This is a genomic window from Nocardia sp. NPDC059229 (assembly GCF_042754165.1).
GTDB lineage: Bacteria > Actinomycetota > Actinomycetes > Mycobacteriales > Mycobacteriaceae > Nocardia.
The window spans coordinates 130,849-147,574 of sequence record NZ_JBHZAK010000007.1; the positions used below are offsets into that span (position 1 = coordinate 130,849).

Here is a 16,726-nt window from a genome sequence, read left to right on the forward strand (position 1 = left end):
GTTGGGTGGCCGGGGACCCCGTCGCCTGCCGCATACTCACACCGAGCCGACCATGGGACCACAGCCGTTCCCACGATCCGAAAGCGCGAATAGGACATGCGAGTCGACGGGCGGGAGATTCCCGTCTCCGGCAGCCTGCTGCAGCCGCGGATCCGCCGGACCAGTGACATTCTGCGCGTTGTGCTGTCCGCGCTGTCGGTGGCCATCGTCATCGCCGGATCGCTGATCACCAGGCCGCAGTGGGAGGCGCTGGAACGCTCGGTCTCCGGCATCGTGGGGTTCCTGACCCCGGAACAGTCGAACCTGGTCTACATCGTCTACGGCATCGCCATTCTCGCGCTGCCCTTCGCCATTCTGGTGCGGCTGGTGCTGCGCGGGCAGTGGAAACTGCTGGCGGGCTTCGTCTCCGCGGGCCTGATCGCGCTGGGCCTGTTCTCCATCACCGGCGCCGGCTTCTCCGCGCCGCGCTGGCATCTGTCGGAACCGGGACAGGTCAACACCTTCCTGTCGCAGTTCCTCGACGATCCGCGCTGGATCGCCATGCTGGCGGCGACGCTCACGGTGGCCAGCCCGTGGCTGCCCGCGCGGGCGCGACGCTGGTGGTGGACGCTGCTGCTGGCCTTCGTGCCGATCCACCTGTTCGTGTCGCTGGTGGTGCCCGCCCGGGCCGCGCTGGGCCTGGTGGTGGGCTGGCTGGTGGGCGCGGTCATCGTGCTGGTGGTCGGCACGCCCGCGCTCGAGGTGCCGCTCGACGCGGCGGTGCGGGTGCTGGCCCAGCGCGGCTTCCGGGTGACCGCTTTCAAGGTGCTGCGCCCGGCCGCCCGTGGGCCACTGGTGCTTTCGGCGAGCACGGTGCCGCAGCCGGAACTGGGGGCCTCACCCAACGGCGTGCCCGCTGTGGCCGGGGCCGCGGCGGAGTCCGGTGAATCCCGTTCACCGGACAATGAATTGATCATCGAGATGTACGGCGCGAACCAGCGCAGCCGCGGCATGCTGCAGCAGCTCAAGCGCTGGCTCACGATTCGCAGCGGCGAGTACCCGGCGCCGTTCGCCTCCATGCGCCGCGCGGTCGAGCATCGCGCCCTGATGGGTTTCGCCATCGCGGATCTGGGCCTGGCCAGCAACAAGCCGCTCACCGTGGCGGCGCTGGACCGCGGCTGGATGGTGTACGCGCACACCGTGCCCCAGGGCCGGCCGCTGGCCGCCGCCGACGGGGAGCCGGTGCTGACCCGGGTGTGGCAGGCGCTGCACAGCATGCACCAGGCCCAGATCTCGCACGGCGAACTGCACGCTGAGGAGATCCGGGTCCTCGACGACGGCACCGTGCTGTTCGGCGGGTTCGTGCAATCCGAATTCGGTGCGTACCAGGCGCGTTTCGACTCCGACGTGGCCCAGCTGCTGCTGTCCTCCGCGCATCTGTTCGGTGTCGGCCCGGCCGTGCGCACCGCGCTCGAAGTACTGGACAAGCAGGCGGTGCTGGACGCCTCGGCCCGGCTCACCAAGACCGCGGTGCCCACCCACCTCCGCAAGGCGGTGCCGGACGCGGGCGAGCTGATGAAGGACATCCGCGCGGAGGTGGCCGCGCAGACCGGGCAGGACAAGATCGAGGCCGCGCAGATCACCCGCTTCTCGCGCAACCAGATCATCCAGCTGGTGCTGCTCATCGGCCTGGTGTACGTGGCCTACCCGTACATCAGCGCGGTGCCCACCTTCGCCTCGGAGCTGCGCAATCTGAACTGGGGCTGGGCGCTGCTGGGGCTGACCGTGTCCGCCCTCACCTATGTGGGTGCGGCAATGGCGTTGTGGGCGTGCGCCTCCGAGGCCGTCAGGTTCGGCAACCTGCTGCTCATGCAGATCGCCAACACCTTCGCCGCGACCACCACCCCGGCCGGCGTGGGGGGGCTGGCGTTGAGCGTGCGGTTCCTGCAGAAGGGCGGCCTGGGCGCGGTGCGGGCCACCGCGGTGGTCGCCCTGCAGCAGACGGTGCAGGTGGTGACCCACGTGGTGTTGCTGCTGATCTTCGGCGCGCTGGCCGGAACCTCCACGAACCTGTCGCATTTCGTGCCCAGTGCCACCGTGCTGTACCTGGTGGCGGGCGCCCTGCTGGGCCTGCTGGGCGTGACCATGTTCGTCCCCAAGGTCCGCAAGTGGCTGCTCAACGAGGTGCGCCCGCAGCTGGCGGAGGTGGTCGGCCAGCTGAAGGATCTGGCCCGGCGGCCCGGCCGGCTGGCCATGATCGTGGGCGGCTGCGCCACCACCACCCTGGGCATGGCGCTGGCGCTGTGGGCCAGCATCGAAGCCTTCGGCGGCAGTACGACTTTCGTGACCGTCACCATCGTCACCATGATCGGCGGCACCCTGGCCTCGGCCGCCCCGACCCCCGGCGGGGTGGGCGCGGTGGAGGCCGCCCTCATCGGTGGTCTGGCCGCCTTCGGTGTCTCGGCGGGGATCGCGGTCCCCGCCGTCCTGCTCTACCGGGTGCTGACCTGCTGGCTGCCGGTGTTCTGCGGCTGGCCGATCATGCGCTGGCTCACCGCCAAGGACATGATCTAGGCCGAATACGCCTTGCGCAGTTCGACCTTCACGACCTTGCCGCTGGCATTGCGGGGCAGCTCGGGCACGACCACCAGATGCTTGGGGTGCTTGTAGCGGGCCAGGGACTCGTTCAGGAACGGTTCCAGCTCTTCGAGGGTCAGGTCGTCGACGCCGTCGATGAGCGCGACCACCGCGACCGGCACCTCGCCCCACTTCTCGTGCACGCGGCCCACGACGGCGGCCTCATGGATCTTGGGGTGCGCGAAGAGCACGTTCTCGATCTCGGCGCAGTAGATGTTCTCGCCGCCGGAGATGATCATGTCCTTCTTGCGGTCCACCACGTAGATGAAGCCCTCCTCGTCCTGGCGGACCAGGTCCCCGGAGTGGAACCAGCCGCCGTGGAAGGCCTCCGCGGTGGCCTCGGGCTTGTTCCAGTAGCCCTGCATGAGAGTCGGTCCGCGATAGACGATCTCGCCGACCGTACCGGGTGCGACATCGTTCATCTCGTCGTCGACCACGCGGGCCTGGATGGTGGGGATGGGCAGGCCGACCGAGCCGATCTTGCGCAGCGCGTCCCTGCCCTCGAGCACACAGGTGATGGGTGACATCTCGGTCTGGCCGAACACCGCCACATTGAAGGCGTTCGGGAAGCAGTCGGCCATGGCGCGCAGCACCGTGTCCGACGCGGGGGCCGCGCCCCAGCACAGCGCCTGCAGTGCGAGCTTGCGCTGCTTGACCGTCGGTTCCTCGCAGATGAGCTGCCACTGCACCGGCACGCAGAAGGCGGCGGTGGCCTGCTCGGCCTCGACGGCGTCGAGGAATTCGGTGGCATCGAACGCGCCCAGCGGGTGCAGCACGGTTTTCCCGCCGAGCATGAAATACGGGGTGAGCGAGCCCAATCCGGCGATGTGGAACAGCGGTGAGCTGCAGAAGCCGATGGAGTCCGGGGTGATCTCCATGGCCCGGATACAGGTCAGCGCCTGCGCGTTCATGTTCGCGTGGGTGAGCACCGCGCCCTTCGGGCTGCCGGTGGTGCCCGAGGTGTACATGATCAGGCAGGGGGTCTCTTCCGGAATGTCCAGTGGCGCATGCGGTTCGCCCGGCTCGGCCAGGAAGTCCTCGTAGCCGATGACGCCCGCGCCGGTCTGCCCGTTGATGACCACGACCGTGGACAGGTCCGGGGCCTGCCCCGCGACGCCCACGGCCAGCGGTTGCAGCACCGAGTCGGTGACGATGGCCTTGGCCCCGGAGTCGGCCACGATGTAGGCGACCTCGGGCGGGGTGAGCCGGAAGTTCACCGGCACCGCGATGGCCCCGAGCGCATTGATGCCCATGACGGCCTCGATGTACTCGGTGTAGTTCAGCGCCAGGATGAGCACACGATCGCCGAACCCGACCCCTCGACGGGACAGCGCGTCGGCGAACCGCTCCGACCGCTCGTGCAGCTGCTTCCAGGTGGTGTCCACGCCCTTGCACTTGAAGGCGACCTGACCGGGCCGCATGGCCGCGTGGGTCGCGACCTGGTTCACCCAGTGGTTGCGACGCGACCGAATCGGCTCGTCTAGCGGCTGGAAGGTCATGCGGTGTCCTTTCACGCTGATCGACTGCGAGAATAGCGCTTAACTTTCTGACGTGACAAGGGTTACAGAGAAGGTTTCATCGAGAAGTTCTCACGGCTTCATTCAGCAGTTCAGAGCATGTATTCGAGCCTGTTAGACACTCATATCCAGAAGCAGCCACCCCCGTGTTCACTGGTCACAGCCCTGGTCAGGTGCAAACTCCGACTCACATCAGGGTTGTCGCTCCATATGCAACTATGCGAGTATCGGGGCAGTTTGCGAGAGGCAGGGAGAGGACAGCGCCCATGGCACTGAAGACCAGATTCACCGAGACCTTCGGGGTCGAGCACCCCATCGTCCAGGGCGGCATGATGTGGGTCGGCCGCGCCGAACTGGCCGCCGCCGTCTCCGAGGCGGGTGGTCTCGGCATCATCACCGCGCTCACCCAGCCCACCCCCGACGATCTGCGCCGCGAGATCGACCGCGCGCGTGAGCTCACCGACAAGCCCTTCGGCGTGAACGTCACCATCCTGCCGTCGATCAACCCGCCGCCGTACCAGGAGTACGTGCAGGCGATCATCGAGTCCGGCGTGAAGATCGTGGAGACCGCCGGGTCCAATCCGGAGCCCTTCCTGCCGTACTACAAGGAAGCCGGCATCAAGGTGCTGCACAAGTGCACCAGCGTGCGGCACGCGCTCAAGGCGCAGAAGATCGGCGTGGACGGTGTGTCCATCGACGGCTTCGAATGCGCCGGGCACCCCGGCGAGGACGATGTACCGGGCCTGATCCTGATTCCGGCCGCCACCCGGGCCCTCGACATCCCGGTCATCGCCTCCGGCGGTATCGCCGACGCCCGCGGCCTGGTCGCGGCGCTGGCGCTGGGCGCGGACGGCGTGAACATGGGCACCCGCTTCATGTGCACCCAGGAGTCGGCGATCCACCAGACGGTCAAGGAGCAGATCGTCGCCAACTCGGAGCGGGCCACCCAGCTCATCTTCCGCACCATGCACAACACCGCCCGCGTGGCGGACAACGAGATCAGCCGCAAGGTCGTCGAGATCGAGAAGGCCGGCGGCAAGTTCGAGGACGTCAAGGATCTGGTGGCGGGCGCGCGCGGCCGCCGGGTGTTCGAGGACGGCGACCTGGACGCCGGCATCTGGTCGGCCGGTCAGGTGCAGGGCCTCATCGACGACATTCCGACCTGCGGTGAGCTGGTCTCCCGGATGGTCATCGAAGCGGAGGCGCTGATCCAGCAACGGCTCGCGGGCATGATCGGATAATTCCGGCGAAATTCCGTACGTCCCAGACAATTACGACAGGGCCCTTGGCATTTCCTGCCAAGGGCTCTGGCCATTCCGGCTATCGGCGCCTGCTGGATCCGTCATGCTTTGAGGACACGACGGATGCGGCGGAGGTGCCTGAAATGGCCATCACTCGAATCTATCTCGACGACGACGCGCTGCGCCGGACCATGGCCATCTCCGGTGTGAACACCGAACAGGACGCGGTGAACCTAGCACTGCGGTTCTTCAGTTCCCATGCCACCGCCGAGGATTTCGACCATCCCTTCCAGGGGCGGACGGCCACGGCCTCGTAATCGTGCGGAACGATGACCCCGATGCCGTCGGGGCGATCGGGTAGGCGCTGACCTGCACAGCGCCGGGTGACGAATTCGCCTGCGCGAAAGCTCTTCTGGCCGCGGCGAATTCTTGGCAGAATCGCCGGTGGTACCTCGACGGCCGACAGCGCGCGGACACGGGAGGGCATTCCTGTGCGGCAGAGTACGAGAGCATCGACCGATCCCACCCCGTTCCCCCGGGTGTCGATCGTCGGCGTCGGCTGCCGGTCGACGGGTCTGGAGTTCGATCACGAGTGGTTCGGCATGGATCGCCTCGCGGCCGCCGGGCTCACCCCGCGCCAGCGCACCAACCTCGAGGTCGCCGTGGAAGCCCTGGACGACTCCGGATTGGGCTGTCTGGCACCGGCGTCCAATGCGGCGGTGGTCTTCGGCGCGGTCGGCGGCACCAACAGCGCCCACCACCTGTCGCGCGCCCTGGACCTGCGCGGTCCCAGCCTCACCGTGGACAGCCGGCGCGCCTCGCCACTGGTCGCCGTGGACATGGGCGTGCGCCTGCTGGCCGACGAAGCCGTGCCCTTCGTCATCGCGGGCGGTGTGGATCTCGCTCTGCTACCGGACATTTCGGACCTTCGGATACCGGTGCCCAGGAATCGCGGCGCCGGCGGCGGCAACGGCATCTGCACCGTCGTGGTGCTGCAGCGCACGACCGACGCGCTCCGGACCCGAACCCGCCGCTACGCCGATATCGGCGGTCCCGCCATCGGATTCCCCGAGGCGGACAGCCCCGACGCACACATCGCCCTGGACGACCCCGCGCGACCGAGCGGGACCCCTGCCCTCGACCGCGGCGACGAACCCCCGGTTCTGCTGCCCCTCACCGGACGCGACCCGGCCGCCATCCACGCCCTCGCGCTGCGCTGGGCCGTCGCCATCGGGTCCTATCGCTCGCTGCGCGAATTCGCCTCCGCCACCGCCCGGCTCATACCCGAACCCACCCGCGCGGGGGTCCTCGCGCGCGACACCGCCGAGGCCGCGGCCCATCTGCGCACCCTGGCCCGCCGCATCACCACCACGCCCGCGATCGCCCGCACCACGGGGACGGTCACGCCCGCACCCCTCCAACGCGCGGCCACCGGCATCTTCGACCCGGTCCGCACCGATCACGACGGCGGCACGCTCTTCCTCTTCCCCGGAACCGGCGGCCACCCGCGCATGGGACGCGCGCTCGCGGCCCGATACCCGGTCTTCGCGGCGGCATTGACCGCGGCCGTGGACGCCGTGGCAGCGGCCGGCGGCCCACGAGTCTGGACGCCGCGCAATGGATTCCACCGAACGACCCCTGCGGGTCGAGGCGGCGACCACGGGCCCGATCGCGCGCGCGAATTCGACTGTGAGGGTGACACATCGGGCGAATCCGGCGCGGGCGACATCGTATTCGAGCATTCGGCATTGTTCGCCTTTCAGATCGCACTGGCCGAATTGCTCGAGTCGGTGGGGCTGCACGCGGATGCGGTGGCCGGGCATGGCGCCGGTGAGGTCGCCGCCGCGGTCGCGAGCGGCGCGCTGTCGCTGGACGACGGGGCACGGGTGGTGGTGGCGCGGGCGCGGCTGCTCGAGCGGGCCGGTGGGGGTGGAGCCGCGGCCGTGCTCGAGGCGACTCTCGCGGAGGTGACCCGGCTGGTCGAGCCCATGCGCGCCGATGTCGCCGTCGCCGCGGTGGACGGTCCGACCGCCATCACCGTGGCGGGCGAGCCCCGCTATATCGACGCCCTGGTGCGGCGGGCCCATCGCCGCACCATCTTCGCCCAGCGCCTCCCGGCCGACGCAATACCCGCCGCCGCGCACCTGCCCGCGATTCGCGACCGCGCCGCCGAATTGCACGGTGAACTCACCGATCTCGAGGCGAACCCGCCGCAACTGCCCTTCTACTCGACCACACGGCCCGGCCCGGTGCCGCGCATGCCGGACACCCGGGCCACCGAGGACGAGACCACGCGCACTACGGCACCGCCCGCCACGGCGGACGATCTGCGCACGGAGGCCGCCTACTGGGCGGCCAACGCGTGGCATCCGATCCACTTGGCTGCGGCTCTGGAATCCGCTGCCGCCGACGGGATTTCGAGGATTCTCGAGATCGGGCCGCAGCCGGTACTGACCCCGGGATTGCGGGAGCGCGCCCCGTTCCGGGAGGGCGCGCAGGCCGTGCTGTCCCGCGACGACGAGGCGGAGAGTTTTCTGCACACCATCGCGCGGCGCTATCTGGACGGGTGCGCCGTGGACTGGACGGCCCTCGGCTCGCTGACGGCCGCTCCACCGCAACGGCAATGGCGCAGACCGGATTCCGGTGCGCGGCGCCGGTGGCGCGACGGCGGCTTCGGGGCGGCGTACCCGGCCGGGCAGCCGCAGGCACCGGCTTTTCCGGCCGTCGAAATCCGGGCGGACGGGACGTATCTGGTCGCGGGCGGGCTGGGCCCGCAGGGCGAGGTCGCGGTGCGCTGGCTGCTGGAGGCGGGGGCGCGGGACGTGGTGGTGCTGACCCGCACGCCGCGGCCGCTGCCGGCGGGGTTGACAGGGATGGAAGAGCGGATCGTGGTGATGCGGTGCGACTGCGCCGATCGCACCGATCTGGCGACGGCGCTGCAGGACATTCGCGAGTGCGGGCCGGCCGTCCGGGGCGTGGTGCACGCGTCGGGGGAGACGCGGCTGGTGGCGGCGGCGAATCTGCTGGAGTTGACGGCGGCGGATCCCACCGATTTCACCGTGCTGCTGACCTGCGTACCCAGTGCGGCCGAGCCGGGTGCGGTGCGGGAACTGGCGGCGGCGCAGGTGGATCGGCGGGTCATCTGCGTGGAGTGGGTGGTCGGCCCCGCAGCCTGACAGCCGGGCAAAACGGTCAATTGGGACCGAATTCCGCGTGTCCATAGGCGACCGGTCGGTCGCACGGGAATGATGACTCCATGGCGGACCCCGAGATCACGGTCAAGTGGAAGAAGGAGCCGGACGAGCACGACTACCCGGCCGCCGCGGACTACCTCGACATGCTGGCGGAGCCGGACATCGTCGACAAGGTCATCCAGAAGCTGCGCGATGCCCCCGTGGTGCACAAGAAGGCGAAGGACCTGCTGCGCGCCTCGCAGCTGGAGATCCTGCCGACCTACAACCCCTTCGTCCGCCGCGACCTCGCCAAGATCACGGCCGGCCTGACGCTCTCGCCGATCCTGGTGGTGCGCGGGGACTTCCGCAAGGCCGTGCCCATGCAGATCGTGGACGGCTATCACCGCGTCTGCGCCATCTACTACACCGACGAGAACATCGCGATCCCGGTGAAGATCGCCTCCCTGCCCTGACCGCCTGAATGCCGAGACGACAACACCGTGACCTTCCAGACCCTCACCCTCATCACCCTGCTCGGTCTGGCCGGGCCCTGGCTGGCCTGGCGGCAGTCCTGGCACCTGCCGGTCATCCTGGGTGAACTACTGGCCGGAATCGTCTTCGGCACCACCGGCTTCGGCCTGCTGCACCCGGAGGACCCGACCTTCGCCTTCATCGCCGACGTCGGCTTCGCGGTGGTCATGTTCGTGGCCGGCACCCACGTGCCGGTACGGGACGCGGCGATTCGCTCGGCGCTGGGGCGGGGCGCGCTGCGCGCGGTGCTGGTGGGCGTGCTCTCGGTGATCGCCGGGCAGGGCATCGCGGCCTGGTTCGACACCGGGCACGGACTGCTCTACGCCGTACTGCTCGCCTCCTCCTCGGCGGCCATCGTGCTGCCCATCATCGATTCCCAGCGGCTGAGCGGAAAACCCGTGCTGGAGACGACCGCTCAGGTCGCCATCGCCGACGCGGCCGCGGTGGTGGCGCTACCGCTGGTGATCGATCCGCACAATGCGAGCCGGGCCGCGCTCGGGGCGCTCCTGGTGGCAGGGGCGGCGGTGGTCGCGTACTTCTTCCTGCGCTGGCTCGAGGACTCCGGCATCCGGCATCGGCTGCACAAGATCTCCGAGGATCGGCAGTTCGCGCTCGAACTGCGGGTCAGCCTCGCCCTGCTGTTCGCCCTCGGCGCGCTCGCCACCCGCAGTCACGTCTCGATCATGCTGGCGGGCTTCGCACTCGGCCTGGTGGTGGCGGCCATCGGGGAACCGCGCCGAGTCGCCAAGCAGCTCTTCGCCATCAGCGACGGCTTCCTCGCGCCGCTGTTCTTCGTCTGGCTCGGCGCACGGCTGAACCTGCGCGAATTCGGCGACCACCCGCATCTGATCCTGCTGGGCCTGGCGCTCGGCGCGGGCGCGGTGCTGGCCCACGTGCTCATGCGGCTCCTGGGTCAGCCGATTCCGCTCGGGGCCATCGCTTCCGCGCAGATCGGCGTGCCGGTCGCGGCGGTCACGGTCGGCACCCAGCTGCACGTGCTGAAGCCGGGCGAACCGGCCGCGCTCATGCTCGGCGCGCTGGTCACCATCGCCGCCGCCGCGTGGGGAGCGCGGGCGGCGTCCACGAGCACGGGCACGCCGGGCGATGCCGCAATATCCCAACGAGACAACTGATTTCGTGAGTCGAGGGTAACTCGTCGGGCACGGCCGAATCGGGTTGGCACCCAACCTTCGGCACGGGTGCAAGGCTGTCGACGGTTCCTAGCCGTCCGCTGAAGTCCCGGGGAGGTCGCGCCCCAGCAACCGGTCCGTCTCGCGGCGCTCGCGCTTGGTCGGGCGGCCCGCGCCGCGATCACGGCGCGGCAGCAGGGCGGTCAGCTGCGGGTCGGGCGGGGGCGGGCTCTTGTCGATCATGCACTGCCCGGCCACGGCCGCGCCGACGCGCTTGGTGATGAGCTGCTCGACGATGACGATGCGTTCGGAACCATGGACGCGGACGCGGATCTCGTCACCGGGCTTCAGATGGTGTGCGGGCTTGACCGGTACGCCATTGACCCGCACGTGCCCGGACCGGCAGGCCGCGGCGGCCGCGGAGCGGGTCTTGAAAATGCGGACGGCCCAGGTCCAAGAATCAACTCGGGCCTGAGCCGTGGTGCTCAGTGGAGCAGTGGTCACACGTCGACGATACTGCGTCAGGCGTTGACGACGATATATGCGTCAGGCGTTGACGATGCGGCGCGCGGTGACGACCTGGCTCGCGTGCAGGTTGGTGTAGGAGACCGGGGTGCCGGTCTGCACGGCGTTCAGCAGCTTGCCGTCGCCGGCGTAGATGCCGACGTGGCCGCCGCCATTGGTGATGACGATGTCGCCGGGCTGCAGGTCCTCGAAGGCGACCGGGGCGCCGACGTTGGACTGCTCGAAGCTGGTGCGGGGCAGCTCGACTCCGGCCTGCTTGTAGGCCCACTGGACGAGGCCGGAGCAGTCGAAGCTGTAGGGACCGGTCGCGCCCCAGGAGTACTGGGCGCCGACCTTGGTCTCGGCGGCGTGCAGCGCGATGTCGCCGACGGAGCTGGACTTCTGGAAGATGCTGGGCAGCTGGAACTGCGGAGCGGGAGCAGCCGGGACGCCGACCTGAGCGCCGCCGCCCAGTCCGCCCGGGGTCTGCAGCGCCGTCTCGGCGTCCTTGACCGTCTGGTTGAACTGCTGCACCTGGGGGGCGAAATCGTCCGGCACGTCGAAGTTTCCGATGCCCGGGATCTCGACGGTGGCGGCGGTGGCGGTGATCGCCGGGAACACGCCGGTAGTCGTCGCGGCCATCGCACCCATGACGATGGCGCCCTTCACGGAATTCGGAAGCCGAGATTCCTGCTGCAAGCTGTGCTTACCCACTGAGCCGCATCTCCGATCTTGCTGCTGTAACGTCGCGGGCTGCCTCTCCGATGAAGCAACAGACTCCGCTAAGTCACGAGAAGATTACGACTAGGCCGCCGCGTTGTCCACCCGACACGATAGGCGCGTCGCATCTTTACGAAAACGCCCCGCTGAACAAGTAATTCGGTGTATAGGGCCGCGGATCACGAGACGATATACGTGGTCGATACGCCCGTTATCAATTCTTCGCCTCGATCGCCCGCTCCAGCTCGGCAATCCGCCGGCGAGCGTCCGCGAGATCGACTTCCAGCTGCCCCAGCGCCATGACCAGCGGACCCACCGCGAGATCGGCCACCAGTTGCGGATCGTCGTACCCGCGCTCGATGGCCACCAGGATGTTGTTGCGGATGCGCGCGGCCACGATCGCCTCGGCCGGCACGTTCCAGGATTCGACCACCTCCGCGACGGTGGGCGTGGGTACGGCTTCTTCCGACATGAACCCTCCTGCGCTGGATCCCAACGAATCAGGCATAAGGGTAGAGACCCCCGGGGACACCGCGGACTCGCTGTATCGACTTCCGCTGATCGCGAATCGGGCGAGCCGGTATGCCGGTCGATAGCTGTCTCTAGCGTCCTCGATAGATGCCCGGATAATCCGCGATGACCGCGCTACGGTTGGGCCGCATGGACCCTGTCAGGAATCCCTACGCACCCGGCGCAGGGCAGCGGCCGCCCGAGCTCGCGGGCCGGGACCGGCAGCTCGACGCCTTCGACATCGTGCTGGAGCGGGTGGCGCGCGGACGGCCGGAACGCAGCGTCATGCTCACCGGTTTGCGTGGCGTCGGAAAGACGGTGCTGCTCAACCAGCTTCGCTCGGCCGCCCGCTCGCGCGGCTGGGGCACCGGGAAGCTGGAGGCCCGCCCCGATCAGGAACTGCGGCGTCCACTGGCCTCGGCGCTGCACATGGCGGTGCGTTCGATCGCTGTGACACACCGCAATCCGGAGCAGGTGGATGATTTCCTGGGGATTCTCAAGGCTTTCGCACTGCGCTCCGCCGACGGCAAGGGCATGCGGGAACGCTGGAACCCGGGCATCGATGTGCCCGCGGTGACCGGACGGGCCGACTCCGGCGATATCGAGATCGATCTGGTGGAGCTGCTCATGGAGGCGGCGGCGCTGGTGCGCGATCTGGGCATCGGCATCGCGGTGTTCATCGACGAGATGCAGGATCTCGGGGCGGCCGACATCTCGGCCATCTGCGGGGCCTGCCACGAATTGAGCCAGGACGCCGCGCCTTTGATCGTGGTCGGGGCGGGTCTGCCGCATCTGCCCGCGGTGCTGACCGCGTCCAAGAGCTACTCCGAGCGCCTGTTCTCCTACCACCGCATCGATCGGCTGGATCGGGAGTCGGCCGACCAGGCGCTCATCGCGCCGGCCGAGCGGGAGAGCGTGAAGTACTCCGAGGAGGCGCTGGACGCGCTGTACCGGAAGGCCGACGGGTACCCGTATTTCGTGCAGGCGTACGGCAAGGCCGTCTGGGACGCGGCGGCGCAGAGCCCGATCTCGGCCGAGGATGTGGCGGTGGCGTCGCCAGCGGCCGAAGAAGAGCTGGCGGTCGGTTTCTTTGGCTCCCGCTACGAGCGAGCGACGCCGGCCGAGCGCGAATACATGCGCGCCATGGCCGACCTGTCCGGCGACGACGGGCCGGTGGCCACCTCGGCGGTGGCGCACGAGCTGGGACGCAAACCCGCCTCGTTGTCCCCGGCGCGCGACGGCTTGATCAAGAAGGGTCTGATCTACTCGGCCGAGCGCGGAACCATCGGTTTCACGGTGCCGCATTTCGGCCGATACCTGCGCGGCGTTCAATAACCAAAGATTAGCCATCCGATCAAGATCATCTCATGACAAGGCTTTTCGATCTTTGCCAGCCCCTACCGGCGGGTAACAAAGACTCCTACACTCGAATGTGATTCTCATCACGGTCGAGGAGGACATCATGGCGACTGCCGCCAAAGTCGACGCCACCGAAGAACAAGCCCGGGCACTGGTCGAGGAATCCCGCGAAACCACCTGGGCAAAGCCGTCCTTCGCCAAGGAGATGTTCCTCGGCCGGTTCCGGCTCGACCTCATCCATCCATTCCCACGCCCCGACGCCGCGGACGCCGCCAAGACCGAGGCGTATCTGACCCGGCTGCGCGCCTTCTGCGAGACCATCGACGGCCAGCGCATCGAGGCCGAGGGCCGCGTCCCCGACGAATACGTGCGCGGGCTGGCCGAACTCGGCTGCTTCGGCCTCAAGATTCCCGAGGAGTACGGTGGGGTCGGGCTGTCGCAGGTGGGCTACAACAAGTCCCTCATGATGGTCGGCTCCGCGCACGCCAGCCTCGGCGTGCTGCTCTCCGCGCACCAGTCCATCGGCGTGCCCGAACCGCTCAAGCTGGCCGGTACCCCGGAACAGAAGCGAGAGTTCCTGCCGCGCTGCGCCAAGGGCGCGGTGAGCGCGTTCCTGCTCACCGAACCCGATGTGGGCTCCGACCCGGCACGCATGGCCTCCACCGCGACCCCGACCGCGGACGGGGAGGCCTACGAGATCAGCGGTGTGAAGCTGTGGACCACCAATGGCGTTGTCGCCGAACTGCTCGTGGTCATGGCGCGGGTGCCCAAGAGCGAGGGCCATCGCGGCGGCATCTCCGCGTTCATCGTGGAGGCCGACAGCCCGGGCATCACGGTGGAGAGGCGCAATGCGTTCATGGGCCTGCGCGGCATCGAGAACGGTGTCACCCGGATGGACAAGGTGCGCGTACCCAAGCGGAATCTGGTGGGCCGCGAGGGCGACGGGCTCAAGATCGCGCTCACCACCCTCAACGCCGGTCGCCTCGCCATCCCGGCCATGTGCACGGCCGCGGCCAAGTGGTCGCTCAAGATCGCGCGGGAATGGTCGGCCACCCGCGTGCAGTGGGGCCGCCCAGTCGGCGAGCACGGCGCGGTCGGCGCGAAGCTCTCCTACATCGCCGCAACGACTTTCGCGCTGGAGTCGGTGCTCGATCTGTCGGGCACCATGTGCGACGAGAACCGCAACGACATTCGCATCGAGGCCGCGCTGGCCAAGCTGTGGGCCTCGGAGATGGCGTGCCGGATCGCCGACGAACTGGTGCAGATCCGCGGCGGCCGCGGCTACGAGACCGCGGCCTCGCTGCGGGCCCGCGGCGAAAGAGCCGTCGGCGCCGAGCAAATGGTGCGCGATCTGCGCATCAACCGCATCTTCGAGGGTTCCAGCGAGATCATGCGGCTGCTCATCGCCCGCGAGATGGCCGATGCCCACATGGCCGCGGCCGGGGCGCTGGTGGATCGCAATGCCGAGCTCAAGGACAAGGCCAAGGCGGCGGTCGGGGCGAGCGGCTTCTATGCGAAATGGTTCCCGCAGCTGACCGTCGGCGCCGGCACCGCGCCGGTCAGCTATGGCGAATTCGGCCCGCTGGCCCGGCACATGCGCTTCGTCGAGCGGATGTCACGTAAACAGGCCCGCGCCCTCATGTACGGCATGGCGCGCTGGCAGGCCAAGCTCGAGTACAAGCAGGGCTTCCTGGGCCGCATCGTCGACATCGGCGCGGAACTGTTCGCCATGGCCGCGGCCTGCGTGCGGGCCCAGTCCCTGCGGGTCGACGGCAATCCCGACGGCGTGGCCGCCGAGGAACTCGCCGAGGTCTTCTGCCGCCAGGCGCGCCTGCGGGTCGAGAAGCTCTTCGACGATCTCTGGTCCAACACCGATGACGCCGACACCGACCTCACCCGCGGCATCCTCGATGGGCGCTACCGCTGGCTCGAGGGCGGCGCACTGGATCCGAGCGAGGGCACCGGCCCCTGGATCGCCGAATGGCAGTTCGGGCCGTCGGTGGAACAGAACCTGCTGCGCCCGTTCCTCCCGTCCACGAAGACGGGGGCGGTCACGTAGCCAGGCTCCACACAGAAATCTGCCGCCCTCTAGTCCGATTTCTAGAGAGCGGCAGATTGTCATGACAGCCGGAATGTGACGATGCGGCATGGGACATGCGGTCACTCTCGATGCGATATGAATCTACTTTTGTCTAGGTCATTTGCTAGATCTAAGTAGAAATTGCGGACGCCGACCGGACGTACAGGGATTTCTACACGGGTCCAGCAATGTGGCGAGACTCCGACAGATCCCCCGACAGTCGTGCATAGATCAGCGGAGACAGTTGGACAACTTGTCTATAACGCCTGGTGTGGGGGGTTAACGCAGGGGTTATTTCTATCGACAACCGGGCAAGAAGGCGCACTCTTCAGGAGGACGTCATGTCCACGATCGACACCCGCGCGGCCGATTTCGACGGCCACCACATCACCGTGTCCGCCGATGACGGCGTGCCACTCGCGGTGCGTGAGTTCGGCACCACCGACGCCCCCGTCACCGTCGTGTTCGTCCACGGGCACTGTCTGCGCGCCGAATCGTGGGCGTTCATGCGCGGGCACCTGCTGCAGACCTGGGGCGACGACACCCACATGGTGTTCTACGACCATCGCGGACACGGGGATTCCGGCAATGCCGACCCTTCCACGTACACCATCGAGCAGCTGGCCCGGGATCTGGACGTGGTGCTGCGGGTCGTGGTGCCGACCGGACCCGTTGTCCTGGTGGGTCATTCGATGGGCGCCATGACCGTGCTGGCCTACGCCCGGCTGTATCCGGAGACGGTCGGGACCCGGGTGGTCGGCGTCGGCCTGCTCTCCAGCGCCGCCAACGGGGTGACCCGGGTGGGGCTGGGGCGGCTGCTGAGCGCACCGGCGGTGAACTCGCTGCGGGTGGCGGTGCGGCGCGCGCCGCGGGCCATGCAGGCCTCGAAACACCTGAGCCGCCGCATCTTCGAGCCCATCATGCGGGACGCCACCCTGGGCACCCGCAAGGTGAGCCCGCGCGTGCTGGCGGTGGCGACGGCCATGCTCAACGACACCTCGCTGCTGACCATGGCCAGCTTCCTGGAGTCGCTGATCCGCTTCGACGAGACCGCGACCCTGCACCGGCTGGGCTCGGTTCCGGTGCTGGTGCTGGCGGGGTCCGCGGACATCATGATTCCGTTCGCGCACTCGGTGGTGCTGGCCTCCCAGGTCGCCGACGCCGAGCTGGTGCGGCTGGACGGCGCCGGGCACAGCGTGATCCTGGAGCGGGCCGAGGAGGTGGCCGCCGCGGTGGTGGCGCTGGTGGCCCGGGCGACCGCGGCGGCGCGCGGCGCGGACCCGGACTGCGGTCCCGACTGCGGGCCGGAGTACGCCATCGCGGGGTAGCCGGAAGATCATCCGCG

Annotated in this window: 13 protein-coding genes; 9 read left to right on the forward strand and 4 right to left on the reverse strand. The window is 68.7% G+C overall.

The window, feature by feature from the left end; genetic code table 11:
• The first annotated feature begins 96 nt into the window (after positions 1–96).
• Positions 97–2,553, forward strand: coding sequence for a flippase-like domain-containing protein (locus ACFXHE_RS18105; protein ID WP_379384378.1), 2,457 nt, complete (start codon positions 97–99; stop codon positions 2,551–2,553).
• On the opposite strand, the gene fadD5 is transcribed toward ACFXHE_RS18105, so the two are convergent.
• Complete coding sequence (gene fadD5 / locus ACFXHE_RS18110) at positions 2,550–4,115, reverse strand: fatty-acid--CoA ligase FadD5 (protein ID WP_379384380.1); 1,566 nt, start codon at positions 4,113–4,115, stop codon at positions 2,550–2,552. The two genes, ACFXHE_RS18105 and fadD5, sit on opposite strands and share 4 nt — an antisense overlap.
• A 284-nt stretch (positions 4,116–4,399) precedes the next feature.
• Between fadD5 and ACFXHE_RS18115 the strand changes: the two genes are divergently transcribed.
• The 5 genes from ACFXHE_RS18115 to ACFXHE_RS18135 all read left to right on the forward strand — a co-directional run bounded on the left by ACFXHE_RS18115 (position 4,400) and on the right by ACFXHE_RS18135 (position 10,211).
• Positions 4,400–5,374, forward strand: coding sequence for an NAD(P)H-dependent flavin oxidoreductase (locus tag ACFXHE_RS18115; protein ID WP_379384382.1), 975 nt, complete (start codon positions 4,400–4,402; stop codon positions 5,372–5,374).
• A gap of 143 nt (positions 5,375–5,517) precedes the next feature.
• Complete coding sequence (locus ACFXHE_RS18120) at positions 5,518–5,691, forward strand: type II toxin-antitoxin system VapB family antitoxin (RefSeq protein ID WP_354840953.1); 174 nt, start codon at positions 5,518–5,520, stop codon at positions 5,689–5,691.
• A gap of 174 nt (positions 5,692–5,865) precedes the next feature.
• Complete coding sequence (locus tag ACFXHE_RS18125; protein WP_379384384.1) at positions 5,866–8,550, forward strand: acyltransferase domain-containing protein; 2,685 nt, start codon at positions 5,866–5,868, stop codon at positions 8,548–8,550.
• A gap of 80 nt (positions 8,551–8,630) precedes the next feature.
• Entirely contained in the window at positions 8,631–9,020 is a 390-nt protein-coding gene (locus tag ACFXHE_RS18130; protein WP_379384386.1) for a hypothetical protein, read from the forward strand.
• 27 nt (positions 9,021–9,047) lie between these two features.
• A complete protein-coding gene (locus ACFXHE_RS18135; RefSeq protein ID WP_379384388.1) occupies positions 9,048–10,211 on the forward strand; it encodes a cation:proton antiporter in 1,164 nt (387 codons plus the stop codon).
• Between the two features lie 87 nt (positions 10,212–10,298).
• Here the strand turns inward: ACFXHE_RS18135 and ACFXHE_RS18140 are convergent, their stop codons facing one another.
• The 3 genes from ACFXHE_RS18140 to ACFXHE_RS18150 all read right to left on the reverse strand — a co-directional run bounded on the left by ACFXHE_RS18140 (position 10,299) and on the right by ACFXHE_RS18150 (position 11,904).
• Positions 10,299–10,712 carry an RNA-binding S4 domain-containing protein gene (locus ACFXHE_RS18140; protein ID WP_379384390.1) on the reverse strand — a complete coding sequence of 138 codons (414 nt, stop codon included), beginning with the start codon at positions 10,710–10,712 and terminating at the stop codon, positions 10,299–10,301.
• Positions 10,713–10,754: 42 nt separating this feature from the next.
• A complete protein-coding gene (locus ACFXHE_RS18145) occupies positions 10,755–11,426 on the reverse strand; it encodes an NlpC/P60 family protein (protein WP_354840938.1) in 672 nt (223 codons plus the stop codon).
• A gap of 220 nt (positions 11,427–11,646) precedes the next feature.
• A complete protein-coding gene (locus ACFXHE_RS18150; RefSeq protein ID WP_379384392.1) occupies positions 11,647–11,904 on the reverse strand; it encodes a hypothetical protein in 258 nt (85 codons plus the stop codon).
• Positions 11,905–12,092: 188 nt separating this feature from the next.
• Here ACFXHE_RS18150 and ACFXHE_RS18155 point away from each other — a divergent pair, with 188 nt between their 5' ends.
• From ACFXHE_RS18155 to ACFXHE_RS18165, 3 genes are all read left to right on the forward strand, one after another.
• A complete protein-coding gene (locus tag ACFXHE_RS18155) occupies positions 12,093–13,277 on the forward strand; it encodes an AAA family ATPase (RefSeq protein ID WP_379384394.1) in 1,185 nt (394 codons plus the stop codon).
• Between the two features lie 127 nt (positions 13,278–13,404).
• Positions 13,405–15,360, forward strand: a complete 1,956-nt coding sequence (locus ACFXHE_RS18160; protein WP_379384755.1) for an acyl-CoA dehydrogenase family protein — start codon at positions 13,405–13,407, stop codon at positions 15,358–15,360.
• A gap of 362 nt (positions 15,361–15,722) precedes the next feature.
• Positions 15,723–16,709, forward strand: a complete 987-nt coding sequence (locus tag ACFXHE_RS18165; protein WP_379384396.1) for an alpha/beta fold hydrolase — start codon at positions 15,723–15,725, stop codon at positions 16,707–16,709.
• Positions 16,710–16,726 lie beyond the last annotated feature (17 nt).